Below are 12,478 nucleotides of genomic sequence, written 5' to 3'. Positions count from 1 at the left end.
AGCCTATTAGATAATGTTGAAAAGGCTAGAAGCTTAAAGATAAATATCATGATTGGGTTGTGCAAGCTATCGGCTTCCTTGTTACAGTTTATTTTTTGAGCTTAATATTATTCATATTTATAAGATTCAAGTAGGTATTTTTTGTTTTTTATAATAATGTAAAATTTCTTTAATTTGCCATTTTTATAATATTTGTATTTATAAGTCTCGTCATCACTTCCTGGGCCACCTACATAGATTATATCCATTTCAGGTTTAGGAAAACGTTCAATTTTTCTTCTCCGAAGTCTTCCATTATTGTAATATTCTCTGTAATGAATTTCATGATTTTTGCTTATTAAATCAACTATATTAAGTCTTTTTATTTGGTTTAAGTGATTTAAATGTACTGTTAAATTGTCTTTACTTGTAATTCTGCTCTTGGTGTAAATTATTTCTTCATAAGCCTTTAAAGTGTCACTTGATGAGTTTATCAAGTTCGTTGTTTTTGTAGTTTGCCCCATAATTGTTTTTGAATTCGTAATTTGCGAATTTTCATCATATTTATATTCTGTTACAGAAATAGTGTCCACTCGATTAGGATTGTTTATATCGAAGGCAGAAATTGCTAATATTTCATCATTGTTTATGTTATATTTATAAATATTTTTGGATAATAAATTTGATTTTTTGAAATATTCAATCGATGAAATTCTTCCAATTGAGTCAATATTTTTCAAATTCCAATAACCTTTCCCTCCTGTTCCATTAAATTGTTTAGTGATAATTTTTTTGAATCCTGGATGCAATTCTTTTTTATTAAAAATTTGTCCAAACGAAGAGTTTGAGAAAAGAAAAATTATAAGATAAATTACCTTGTATGGCATTTCCGTAGTTTTTTGGCGCATGGCGAAGTGGGGTGTTCTGTATTTTGATGGCGCAAGCGTCCTCGCTCGTGGTCACTATTCAAGGGCTTCCAGCCTATTCTATTAGATAATGTTGAAAAGGCTAGAAGCCTAAAGATAAATAGCACGAGTGTGACACTCGCGCTATCGGGCGTTTCACGGCATGGCTTTCAGCCACCACGAAACCTTAGTTATTGCTGATCGTTATACTTTAACTGCATTGTAAGCTAAACCAAGATTTGTCAAACTGCTTATTTATCAAGTCCTCTTTTCTTATCCAAAAATAAAGCCGTCCACAGTCGCCCCACATCATTTCATTCTCTTCATTGCTGTCAACTTGTAATAGAAGTCGCCAATTCTTTGCGTTGGGTTCAAGGGTTTTTGCTCTTGGGTCGTTATAACCTGAGGGGTCTCCACAATAGAGACCATTAGTTACAAGTTCACATTCCAATTCCATTTCGCCTTGAATATTGTCGGCATAACCGAGAAGTTTATTTAGATTTCCGTCTTCGTATATTTTATCATAGTAAATGTCAACTTCATCGTCTGTCAAGTTTAAATCATCATCTAACCCATAACCGTAAGATGGTAAACTGATTTCTTGTTTTGCCACTATCGAACAAGGCTTAAACCCTGAGTTTTGCAAATTTTCTGGAAAGTCAAAACGTTTTAATGTTGTCAGGTCTCCATCAAAGTACAAAATTTTGAACTTATTTTTATCTTTAAAGTCAAATCCCCAAGCATCTTGTCCCTCAGCATAGAAAAAATAAAGTATTCCATTTTTAGGTAAAAGATTTTCGCTGTCAAACTGTGAAATTTCTAACAAGTTAATTTGGGCAATAAATGAAAGAGATTTTGTTATTATCTGTTGAGTTTCTTTTCCAAAAATCCAAAATTTCTTCTTCGTCGTTACAGTATTGGTTTCAGTAAACCATGAAAAGCCTGCTGGCAAATCAGGTTGTCCTCCAATTTTAGACTGCCCAATAGGAATATCGTCCTCACTACATGAAGTAAGATAAAGCCTGATTGTGTTGCGAACCATTGGCTCTAACTTGTCAAAATACTTGCCTAGTCCATTTGCTTTGAGTTTCTCAAAAAGTTGCTCTTTACTGTCCATATGCTAGTTTTATAGAATGACCACCAACTCCCAAATATACGCAACTTGTGCGTTGGTATTACCAAATTACAAAAGTTCTCACTAATTTCAAAGTGATTGTTGTAGTGTATTGAAAATGAGAGGTTTGTCGATTGTTATGATGGCACGAGCGTCCCCACTCGCACTATCGGAGGCTATCTGAGGTTGTTGTAGATTTCTCCTGCCGTTGAAATGATAGAAATCATCGAAATGACAAAAAAATAGCCTAAAGCATGAGCGTTTTGCTCGGGCTTTAGGCTAACTATTAACTGTGCGTTAGCACCTATTTACCATTTTTCAAGTCCTAGCAGTTTTTTGCCAAGGTCGTTCAACTCGGCTACATCGTACTTGGTTTGTTCCCAGTTACGGGGGTCGCCAGGGAAAGCATACCCTTCGGGCGAAATGCGATTTTTCCACGAATTGATGCGCCAATCGCGTAGGGCCTCGTTTTCTTCCTCGGCGGGCATCATGGAGATATATTGCGCTATCCGAACTTTGTTTCCTGATAAATTGGGGCGGATGCCGTGTGGCTGCGTGCTGTTGAAAATCAATAAATCGCCCGCCTCCATTTTTACTTTGACGATGTGTTCTTCTAAGCCTGTCGTGTCGGGTTGGAAACGATTACGGTTGGCGGGTTGGGTCAATTTCCACGTATCGTAGGTGCGATACAGCTCAGGAATGCACTGAAATCCGCCCATGTTTTCGTCGGTTTGGTCGGCCAACGCCAGTACACCTTGCACGTTTTGAGGCTTTGTTTCGGGGTCATAGTCCCAGTGAATGAACCCTTTGTATTCAAAACCTGGACGAATGGGAAAGTTTAAGTTGGCGCGGTCAATGGTCACCCACAGTTTCTCCGTTCCCCAAATGTCAACAAAGGCGTCATAGACCCGTTGCATTTGGCGGTTGTTCCAAAGGTGCTGGTTGTTATATACTTCTACCATTCCCGTTCCCGTCAATTCCTTCATTTTCATTTCCGCACGAGGGGGGGCGTACCACGTTTCTGGATTTGTGGGGTCTTTTTCCTCAAACTCCCACAAAAACTCGGCGGTTTTTAGGGCTTGTTCGCGGGGAACGGCGTTTTTGATGACAATGTAGCCGTTGTGCACCCAAAACTGCCAATCTTCTTCGCTCAACACCCGCAAAGGTTGTCCATTGGAACGGTCGTTGAGGGTCAAATGACTACTTGTCGCAGTTGAGGGGTTGCCAGGAATGTCCTCGTGGTTGGTATTGGCCATTTTAACTGGCGCCATGGTTGGGGTCATTGTATGTGCTTCCATGATATGTACTATTTTGAATGAAAATAATGATACAAAGGTAGCGCAATGGTCTTCCCAAAATCTTCGCCAATAATTGCATAAATTTGAATTATATTGATATTAAATCTTTCTTTTAGTAATATTAAAGTTAAATGGATACAAACTACTCCGTATGAAGGTTATTTTTGAGGCTTTCGTTCCCGATTCTAATAGCTCATTTCGATTGCTTTTAAATCCTCGATTGAGCGACGTGTTTTACTGGCATTTTCACCCAGAGTTGGAGCTGGTGTTTATTGAGGCAGAAAGCGGAATGAGGCACGTTGGAGAACACATTTCGCGTTTTATTGGCAGTGATTTGGTGCTGATTGGGTCCAATATTCCGCACCTCAACTTTGATTATGGCATCAAATCTGACTACGAAAAAGTCGTTTTACACATTAAAAGTGATTTTTTGGGAGCTGCTTTTGAGACCACACCCGAGTTGTCGAGCATTGCGCAGCTTTTTCAGAAGGCACAGCACGGTTTAGCTTTTGGGGCCGATACCAAGCAACTGATTGGCGAACAAATGCGACACTTGACGGGGCTGCCACCTTTTGAGCAGTTTCTGGAAATATTGAAAATACTACAAAGGCTCGCCAATGCCTCGGATATTACTTTGTTGCACGATCAACCCGTTGAAAATCAATACACTAAAAAAGACCAAGAACGTCTAAAACGACTTTATGGGTTTATCGACGAGCATTTTCACCATAAAATAGAGATGGAAGAGGTGGCGAGTTTGTGCCACCTGAGTATTCCTGCGTTTTGTCGGTATTTTAAAAAAATGACCCGTTTGACTTTTACCGAGTTTTTAAACCATTACCGCATCAATCAAGCCCAAAAACTGCTTTTGATGGACAAAAACGTGACGGAAACCTGTTTTGAATGTGGTTTTGATAGTTTGTCTTATTTTAACCGAACCTTTAAAAAAGTAACAGGTGAGAACCCCTTGTCGTTTAAGAAAAGATATTTGAGCAAGTAGATTATTTTTTGAAAACCAATGATTGGGCAGGACGTATGCGACTGATAATGAGGGTTGGGATGAGTAAAATCAACGTGATTACGCTCAAAATTCCGACATTGAGAAACAGGTAAGAGGGCCAATCAAAAACAATTGGAACGGTGTTCATAAAATAATTGACGGGGTCGAGTGGGATGATTTGGAACTTGCTTTGAAGCCAACAAAGCCCCAAACCGACGATATTGCCAATAATCAAGCCTTTCAACGTCAATTGCAGCCCTACGTAAAAGAAAATGCGACGGATTTGGCTGTCGGGACTGCCGAGGGTTTTGAGTAGCCCCACCATGGGTGTGCGCTCCATCATCATCACCAACAGCACAGAAGCGATGTTGAAACAAGTCACAAAAAATACCAAAGCAAGCAAAACCATGGTGTTTTGGTCGAGCAATTGCAGCCATTCAAACAGCGGACGGTATTTGTCGGTGACCCGTTCGAGGCGCATGTAGCTGGGAAGTTGGGCGTAAAGTTCTTTGGCCGTAGGTTCAAGTTGGGCAAAGTCTTTGACAAAATATTCGTACGACCCTACCGAGTCTGGCCCCCAACCGTTGAGGCGTTGAACCAGCCCAATGTCGCCCAAAACCAGTTGATTATCAAATTCTTCGAGGTTTGTTTCATACACGCCGACAATCTTCAGTTTGCGAACGCGGGGCGGATTTTGCACAAAATACATCAAGACCTCATCATTGAGTTTTAAATTGAGTTTTTGAGAAATGATGCGACTGACGATGATTTCGTTGGCATAGGCGGTGTCAGAATACTGAATCACCCGACCTTCCACCAAATTTTCAGCAAGTAATTTCCAATCATAATCGCGCCCCACGCCCTTGATAACCGCACCTTGAAGTTCGTCGGGGGTTTTTAGGATGCCAGCTTTGTGCGCTACTGCCTGCCGATGCCGAATCCCTTTGATTTGTTGCCATTGGTCGTAAGGCTTGGTGTGAAGGGGGAGGGGCGCACTTTCAAAAGATTGATTGAGCGAAAGTTTGTTTACTTGGAGGTGCGAGCCAAAGAGGAAGACTTTTTGGTAAATAGTATCTTTAAAGCCAAATAAAACCGATAATGCAACAATGCCGACTGCTACACCCAAGGCAATAGTAACGATTCCGACGCGAGAAACCGTCGCAGAAAAAGTGGTTTGCTGAGGCTCTCTAATCCGACGAGCTACGAAAAAGGGGAAATTCACAAGTGGTGTTTGTTTGAATGTTTGATAGTTTGTAAGTTTGAAAAGTTCCTACAATACTAACGTTTTCTGATTAAACCTTAACTACCCATGAGTTTAACGTTTTTGTGTATTACGTGTTATTTTAAAGGCGGTGATTTTTTGCGTGCCTGTAAAGAGGCTGGTAACACAGTTTATTTGTTGACCGCCAGACGAACGGAAGGTAAAGAATGGCCTTACGAGTCGATTGATGAGTTTTTTTACTTAGAGGATGACTCGAATACACTGTCAAACTTTGAAAATATCATCAAGGGAATGGCGTATATCATGCGCACGCGCAAAATAGACCGCGTGGTGGCTTTGGATGATTTTGATGTGGAAAAAGCGGCCATCTTGCGCGAACATTTCCGAATTCCTGGCATGGGGCAAACCACCGCTCGTTTTTTTAGGGACAAACTGGCGATGCGCGTACAAGCCCGCGATGCGGGAATTAAAGTGCCCGCTTTTACGGGTTTGTTCAACGACGTGGAGATTACGGAGTACCTACGAGCTACTCAAGCACCGTGGGTAATCAAGCCACGGGCTGAGGCTTCGGCGGCAGGCATCAAAAAAGTGCATAGTTTTGATGAAGCTTGGAACACCATTCATAGCCTTGGGGAAGAACGGCACATGTTTCTGATTGAGCAATTTAAGCCAGGCGATGTCTATCACGTAGATGCGCTGACGTTGGATAAAAAAGTGATTTTTGAACGAAGCAGCCAATACCTCAATACCCCATTTGAAGTAGCACACGGGGGCGGTATTTTCCGTTCGGTGACGGTGGAGTTTGGTACCAAAGATGCCAAAGCGCTCAAAAAAGTAAATGAACAGGTGCTGAAAGCATTCCAGATGAATTACAGTGCTTCACACACGGAGGTGATTAAATGTTACGAAGATGGAGAGTTTTATTTTCTTGAAACGGCCTCGCGGGTAGGTGGAGCGCACTTGGCCGAAATGGTCGATTATTCGTCGGGGATTAATTTGTGGAAAGAATGGGCACGCATCGAACATGCCAAGGCACTTAATGCAGACTATGTGTTGCCAGAAGTTCAGAATTTATACTCGGGTATCATTATTTCTTTGGCGCGTCAGCAATGGCCCGATATGTCGCCGTTTAATGATCCCGAAATTGTGTGGCAAATGAAAGAAGAATACCATGTCGGTCTGATTGTGCAATCGCCAAGTCGGAACCGCGTCATGGAATTGATGGATAAATATGCTGAGATGATTCGCCACGATTACCATGCCTCAGCACCCGCCCAAGATAAACCAACGCATTAATAATGAGCATTTTTGACCAAGTTATTGACAGAAAAAATACCAATAGTTATAAGTGGGACAAATACACTGACCCAAACGTGATTCCTGTTTGGGTAGCAGACATGGATTTTCAAGCTGCCCCGCCGATTTTGGAGGCGCTACAAAAAGTGACTGAGCACGGCATTTTTGGGTATTCCAAATGCCCCGATGAGCTTTATGATGTCGTTATTGAACGTTTAAAAAACCGCCATGGCTGGGACGTAAAAAAAGATTGGATTGTGTGGTTGCCAGGCTTGGTGCCAGGTATCGGCTTGTCTATCCGAACGGTCACAACCGAAGCGGAGGCGGTAATGACTGCTACACCCGTTTATCATCCTTTTATGCTGGAAACCCATGCGGCGGGTCGTACGTTACAAAAAGTACCTTTACAACTAGAAAACAACCGTTGGGTCATTGATTTTGAGGCGTTAGAAGCATCGATTACCCCCCAAACAAAACTGTTTTTACTGTGCAATCCTCACAATCCCGCAGGGACGGTTTTTACCAAAGAAGAACAAGAAAAACTGCTCGAAATTTGTCTTAAAAACGACATCGTCATTTGTTCGGACGAAATTCACTGTGATTTATTACTAGACAAAACCAAAAACCACGTGTCGATTGCTACCCTTAGCCCCGAGGCGGCACAGCAAACGATTACGCTATTGGCACCGAGCAAGACGTTCAACATTGCGGGTTTGGGCTGTTCTATGGCCATTATTCCTAACGATGAACTTCGGTCTAAATTTATTAAAACCAAGGCGGGGCTGATGCCCATGCTTTCGGCTTATGCCTATGAGGCGGCCTTGGCAGCTTACCGCGACGGCGCTGCTTGGCACGAAGAACTGTTGGACTATCTTCGCCAAAATCACCAGTTTTTACTGAACGAAATCAATCAGTTGAAAGGAATGAAAATGGTTCCGTTGGAAGCGACCTATTTGGCATGGATTGATACGCGGGAGTCGGGTATCGCTGATTTTGCCCAAAAATTGGAAGCTGTTGGCGTTGGTGTATCAGACGGGGTACAATTTGACGGCGCAGGTTTCATCCGCCTCAATTTTGCCTGTCCACGAGCTACTTTGGAAGAAGTAGTTAGGAGAATAAAAACTGTTTTTTAATGTCGAATGCAGACGGGGGCGCCTGTGCGATGCAGAATGTCGAATATGGGTATTAAATTCGACATTCTGCATTCGACACTAACTGTTATTCTTTCCAAGCTGGAGGTTCGATTTTATATAAGTGACGGACAAAAAAGTCTCGGCGTTTGTGCTCACCGTATTCCCCGCCAGTGGAGTGACCCATGTTGGGAACCATCAGAAAATCAAAATCTTTGTTGGCTTTGATGAGGGCATTAACGAGCTGCATCGTAGATGCTGGGTCAACGTTGTCATCGACTTCGCCCAAAATAAGCATCAGTTTTCCTTGTAGTTTGCTGGCATTCACTACGTTAGAACACTCTTCGTAGTGTGGGCCAATGGGGTAGCCCATCCATTGTTCGTTCCACCAAATTTTGTCCATACGGTTGTCGTGGCAGCCACATGAAGAAACCGCTACTTTGTAAAAATCAGGGTAAAACAGTAATCCTCCCGTCGAACTTTGTCCACCCGCCGACGTTCCATAAATTCCTACCCGACTTACGTCCATCGAAGGGTATTTGCGAGCAGCTTCCTGCATCCACAAAATTCGGTCGGGGAAGCCCGCATCTTTGAGGTTTTTCCAGCATACATCGTGAAAAGCTTTGGAGCGGTTGGAGGTGCCCATACCGTCTAATTGAACCACAATAAACCCAAGTTCGGCCAATTCAAACATACTTCGGTTGTAAGTCATAAACGTCTTGGGCGTAAAGGAGCTGTGCGGCCCCGCGTAGATGTTTTCAATAATGGGGTATTTTTTACTAGGGTCAAAATTGGTCGGGCGGATAATGATTCCCCAAATGTCCGTTTTCCCGTCACGCCCTTTTGCCGTAAAAACCTCGGGTGCTTTCCAACCCGCATTCACCCATTCCGAAATGTCCGCTTTTTCTAGTTCCATTACCACCGAACCGTCGGCTGCCGAGCAAAGTACGGTAACAGGAGGCATATCCACCCGCGAATAAGTGTCAACAAACAGTTGATTGTCAGATGAAAATACGGCCGTGTGGTTGGCGTTTTCGGAAGTTAGCGGCGTCAGCCCTGTTCCGTCAAAATTGATTCGGTAGTAATGCGTGAAATACGGGTCTTGTTTTGGGTTCATCCCGCTGGCGGCAAAGGTAATGGTTCGCTTTTCTTCGTTGACATTTACCACGTTACGCACCACCCATTCGCCTTTGGTTAGTTGTTTTTTTACTTTACCCGTCACACCATCGTACAAATAAAGGTGATTCCAGCCGTCACGCTCAGAAGCCCAAATAATTTCTTTGCCGTCGGCCACATCGTAGCGATATTTTTTTCCGCTGTAATCGATGAAAGTGGGGCTTTGCTCGTCGATGAGCGCACGAATTGCCCCGTTGGTAGCACTGACCTCCAAGACCCGATACACTTGATGCCCCCTTTGGTTGTATTCAAAGCTAAAAGCGCGGCTGTCTTTGCGCCAGTCAATCCTCGAAATGTTATATTGTTGATTAAACAGCGCGTCGTCGATGGGAATGTGTTTTTTTTCTTCAATCAAAAAAAGATGCGGGCGACGAATCGGTAACGCATCACCAGGTTTGAGGTACTCGCGGCTTTCGAGTTTGGGTTGGAGCTGGTCTTCGGGCGACGAACGCACAAAATAGATAAGGTGCTTTTGGTTGGGACGTATTTTGTTGGCTACCAATTTTTTAGAGTCGGGCGACCACTGAACATAGCCCGAATAGTATTCACCTTCGGAGCCATCGAAGGTAAGTTGTGATTCTTTTTTGGTCTTCTCCGAACGAACGTACAAGTTATGGTTTTTGATGTACGACGTCCACAAACTATCGGGAGAATAGACAGGTTTTTCGGGTTGATCGTTGGGGGCGGCTGCCCAGTAACGTTGTGGGTCGTTACGAATGGGTTCTTTTTTGCGTAACGATTTGGTCGTGAGCCCGTACGTCCACACAAATCCTTCTGCGCTAAACTCAATCTCTTGGTCGTCTTTGACGTAAGTAATGGCATTGAAAGGTAAACTGAAAGGTTTGGCTTCGGTTTTTGATAACATGGCCAATTGTTGGGCCAATTGCTCATGGTCAAAGGCTGACTGACGCGTTTTGGTTTGCGGGTTTACGGAAATAAATTCTTTACCGCGAGGCGTTTGAATGGTGTACCAAACAATTTTGCCCGATTTTGACCAAAACACTTGAGCGGGGGCGTTATAAACTTTGTCTTTTAGCTTGTTTTTCAGCGTCTCCGAGCGTTGGTAGTCTTCTACTTTCCCTTGGCTGAAGGTTGAAACAGGAGACAACAGCCCAGTCAAAAGTGGAAGAATAACCAAACTTTGGTAAGCGCGCCTAATTAAAGTTTGCATGGTTGGAGTGGGTTTAAGTTTTTACAAACCTAGCTATCTTTTCCCTTTTTTGTGGTGTCCTAATTGTCAGAGAGTAGTACTATTTTAGCTATTTGGCAAGAAATTACCTATCAAAATGGTGGGAATAAGCGCCTTTTTTGAAGATTAGGCATATTTTAAATGCTAAAATACCTGAATGGGTGGCATGATGCCCTACTTTGTCTAATCATTTTCCCGAAACGTCGCTTCCTATTGAAATCGTGGCTTTTATTTGCTAATTTTCAAAAAGATAAAATGACCATTACACATTTTTAAATCAACGCTCTCTAAACCTTATAAGCTTAAAATCTCTTACTGACTTACCATGACATCTACTACGACTCTTTCGTTACCAGTACCACCAGGCACGAAGCAAATCCGCTGGAGGCAAGTTTTGGTGGTGGTTACCCACATATTTTTCTGGGCTTGCTTCATCTTTTTGCCCTTTTTGTTGATACAATCGCAGCAGCAAGCCAACGCCTTAGCAAGTTCTCAACTTAAATTGCCACAAGAAGAAAAGGACCGAATTTGGCAGACAATTTTTTATTTTAGTCAGTTCTTCTCAGTATTGTTATTTTACACCAACTCCGAAATTTTACTTCCAAGGTTATTCAAAAAGCGAGGGCTTGGGGTGTATATTTTGGTGATTGTGCTTGCCCTGATTTTAGTCCTTACGATTACGTATTTTTTTCGGTATTGGATGTGGGGAATGCCGCCTCAGACTTGGTTTAGCTACACCACTTTCTATTCGCTGATTTCGTCGTTTGGCATTAGCACCTGTTTTCGACTATTGGGCGATTATCAACGTGAACATCGCTTGCAAAACGAACAGGAGAAGGTACGGTTGCAGTCGGAATTGTCGTTTTTGCGTTCGCAGATTAGCCCACATTTTATGTTTAATTTGATGAATAGCTTGGCGGCATTGGCCCGAAAAAAATCAGATTTGCTAGAACCAATGATTGTCAAAATGTCGGATTTGTTGCGCTACATGTTGTACGATTCAGACGATTCAAAAATTCCTTTGGACAAAGAAATAAATTATTTGAAAAGCTATGTGGAGCTGCAACAATTGCGTTTTGGAAACAAAGTGAAGGTGGACATGGTTTTTGATACGTCCTACAACAACCTCGCACTTGAGCCAATGCTGCTGATTCCGTTTGTAGAAAATGCGTTTAAACACGGTACAGGGCTTATTCGTGAACCTTTTATTCAAATCATGCTGGTGTCGGGCGATAATAAAATACGGTTTAAAGTACAAAATCGTTACAATTCCGACTTTGTGGAAGCCAAAGACAACAGCTCGGGAATTGGACTAGCCAACGTAAAACGCCGCCTCGAATTGCTATATCCAGAAACCCATACATTACAAATTTCAAAAGATAAGGCTATGTTTGTGACAGATTTAGAAATAGTTTTGAAGTAAATAACAAACAATGAACATGCCTAAGCTACGTTGCATAGCGGTTGATGACGAACCCTTAGCCCTCGAACTTTTAGAAGACAACATTCGCCAAGTGCCTTTTTTGGAGCTAGTAGCAAGTTGCCATAATGCGTTTGAGGCCATGGATATATTGCACGAACAGGGAGCCGACTTGATTTTTTTGGATATTCAAATGCCTGGTATTACGGGGGTTCAGTTTTTAAAATCTATTCAGGGGCAAAATACAACCCCGATGGTGATTTTTATTACTGCCTACGAACAGTATGCGCTAGAAGGATTTGAGTTGGACGTTGTAGATTATTTGTTGAAACCAGTGGCTTTTGAGCGGTTTTTGAAATCGGTCAATAAAGCGTATGACCTATTTAAACTTCACCAACAAACGCCTCCCGAGCAAACTGCAACGCATTTTTTTGTAAATGCAAACTACGCTTTGGTAAAAATTCGTTACGACGAAATTTTGTACATCGAAGGGTTGAAAGACTACGTTAAGATTTATCTTTCCTCGGCGCGTCATCCTGTGATTACCAGAATGACCCTCAAAGGAATCGAGCAAAAACTTCCCTCCCATGAGTTTATGCGGATACACAAGTCATACATTGTTTCTCTTGACAAAATTCAATCGGTACGTAACCTAAAAATCCACATCGGCGAAGCCGTTATTCCAGTGGGAGAACAGTACGTTGAGGAGTTTATGAAAGCGATTGGAGAGTAAAAATAGTGCTTGCCCA

The 12,478-nt window shown here is 42.4% G+C and carries 10 protein-coding genes; 5 read left to right on the top strand and 5 right to left on the bottom strand.

The window, feature by feature from the left end; translation table 11 throughout:
• Window positions 1-107: 107 nt before the first annotated feature.
• From DTQ70_RS09920 to DTQ70_RS09910, 3 genes are all read right to left on the bottom strand, one after another.
• Window positions 108-887, bottom strand: a complete 780-nt coding sequence (locus DTQ70_RS09920; RefSeq protein WP_122930666.1) for a hypothetical protein — start codon at window positions 885-887, stop codon at window positions 108-110.
• A 208-nt stretch (window positions 888-1,095) separates the two neighbouring features.
• Window positions 1,096-2,001, bottom strand: coding sequence for a YwqG family protein (locus tag DTQ70_RS09915; RefSeq protein WP_122930665.1), 906 nt, complete (start codon window positions 1,999-2,001; stop codon window positions 1,096-1,098).
• Window positions 2,002-2,306: 305 nt separating this feature from the next.
• Window positions 2,307-3,296, bottom strand: coding sequence for a phytanoyl-CoA dioxygenase family protein (locus DTQ70_RS09910; protein WP_122930664.1), 990 nt, complete (start codon window positions 3,294-3,296; stop codon window positions 2,307-2,309).
• A gap of 151 nt (window positions 3,297-3,447) precedes the next feature.
• On the opposite strand from DTQ70_RS09910, the gene DTQ70_RS09905 reads away from it, so the two are divergent.
• On the top strand, window positions 3,448-4,296 hold the full coding sequence (locus tag DTQ70_RS09905) for an AraC family transcriptional regulator (RefSeq protein ID WP_122930663.1): 849 nt from the start codon (window positions 3,448-3,450) through the stop codon (window positions 4,294-4,296).
• 1 nt (window position 4,297) lies between these two features.
• Here the strand turns inward: DTQ70_RS09905 and DTQ70_RS09900 are convergent, their stop codons facing one another.
• A complete protein-coding gene (locus tag DTQ70_RS09900) occupies window positions 4,298-5,518 on the bottom strand; it encodes an FtsX-like permease family protein (protein WP_122930662.1) in 1,221 nt (406 codons plus the stop codon).
• 87 nt (window positions 5,519-5,605) lie between these two features.
• Between DTQ70_RS09900 and DTQ70_RS09895 the strand changes: the two genes are divergently transcribed.
• Window positions 5,606-6,814 carry an acetyl-CoA carboxylase biotin carboxylase subunit family protein gene (locus DTQ70_RS09895; protein ID WP_122930661.1) on the top strand — a complete coding sequence of 403 codons (1,209 nt, stop codon included), beginning with the start codon at window positions 5,606-5,608 and terminating at the stop codon, window positions 6,812-6,814.
• Between the two features lie 2 nt (window positions 6,815-6,816).
• The gene (locus tag DTQ70_RS09890) at window positions 6,817-7,947 is read left to right on the top strand and encodes a MalY/PatB family protein (RefSeq protein ID WP_122930660.1); all 1,131 of its coding nucleotides are present in this window, start codon (window positions 6,817-6,819) and stop codon (window positions 7,945-7,947) included.
• 85 nt (window positions 7,948-8,032) lie between these two features.
• Here DTQ70_RS09890 and DTQ70_RS09885 read toward each other — a convergent pair whose 3' ends face one another.
• Complete coding sequence (locus tag DTQ70_RS09885; RefSeq protein WP_122930659.1) at window positions 8,033-10,291, bottom strand: S9 family peptidase; 2,259 nt, start codon at window positions 10,289-10,291, stop codon at window positions 8,033-8,035.
• 343 nt (window positions 10,292-10,634) lie between these two features.
• On the opposite strand from DTQ70_RS09885, the gene DTQ70_RS09880 reads away from it, so the two are divergent.
• Together DTQ70_RS09880 and DTQ70_RS09875 are read left to right on the top strand one after the other, a co-directional pair.
• Complete coding sequence (locus DTQ70_RS09880; RefSeq protein WP_122930658.1) at window positions 10,635-11,732, top strand: sensor histidine kinase; 1,098 nt, start codon at window positions 10,635-10,637, stop codon at window positions 11,730-11,732.
• Window positions 11,733-11,748: 16 nt separating this feature from the next.
• Window positions 11,749-12,462 carry a LytTR family DNA-binding domain-containing protein gene (locus DTQ70_RS09875; RefSeq protein WP_122934336.1) on the top strand — a complete coding sequence of 238 codons (714 nt, stop codon included), beginning with the start codon at window positions 11,749-11,751 and terminating at the stop codon, window positions 12,460-12,462.
• The last annotated feature ends 16 nt before the right edge of the window (window positions 12,463-12,478 follow it).

Source organism: Runella sp. SP2, assembly GCF_003711225.1.
Lineage (GTDB): Bacteria > Bacteroidota > Bacteroidia > Cytophagales > Spirosomataceae > Runella.
This window is presented reverse-complemented; position numbering and strand designations above follow the sequence as displayed.

What these genes read in the sequence shown, in the direction of transcription:
- DTQ70_RS09895 (WP_122930661.1), top strand. Translation starts at nt 5,606, where the DNA reads ATGAGTTTAACGTTTTTGTGTATTACGTGTTATTTTAAAGGCGGTGAT.
- DTQ70_RS09910 (WP_122930664.1), bottom strand. Translation starts at nt 3,296, where the DNA reads ATGGAAGCACATACAATGACCCCAACCATGGCGCCAGTTAAAATGGCC.
- DTQ70_RS09920 (WP_122930666.1), bottom strand. Translation starts at nt 887, where the DNA reads ATGCGCCAAAAAACTACGGAAATGCCATACAAGGTAATTTATCTTATA.
- DTQ70_RS09875 (WP_122934336.1), top strand. Translation starts at nt 11,749, where the DNA reads ATGCCTAAGCTACGTTGCATAGCGGTTGATGACGAACCCTTAGCCCTC.
- DTQ70_RS09915 (WP_122930665.1), bottom strand. Translation starts at nt 2,001, where the DNA reads ATGGACAGTAAAGAGCAACTTTTTGAGAAACTCAAAGCAAATGGACTA.
- DTQ70_RS09890 (WP_122930660.1), top strand. Translation starts at nt 6,817, where the DNA reads ATGAGCATTTTTGACCAAGTTATTGACAGAAAAAATACCAATAGTTAT.
- DTQ70_RS09885 (WP_122930659.1), bottom strand. Translation starts at nt 10,291, where the DNA reads ATGCAAACTTTAATTAGGCGCGCTTACCAAAGTTTGGTTATTCTTCCA.
- DTQ70_RS09880 (WP_122930658.1), top strand. Translation starts at nt 10,635, where the DNA reads ATGACATCTACTACGACTCTTTCGTTACCAGTACCACCAGGCACGAAG.
- DTQ70_RS09905 (WP_122930663.1), top strand. Translation starts at nt 3,448, where the DNA reads ATGAAGGTTATTTTTGAGGCTTTCGTTCCCGATTCTAATAGCTCATTT.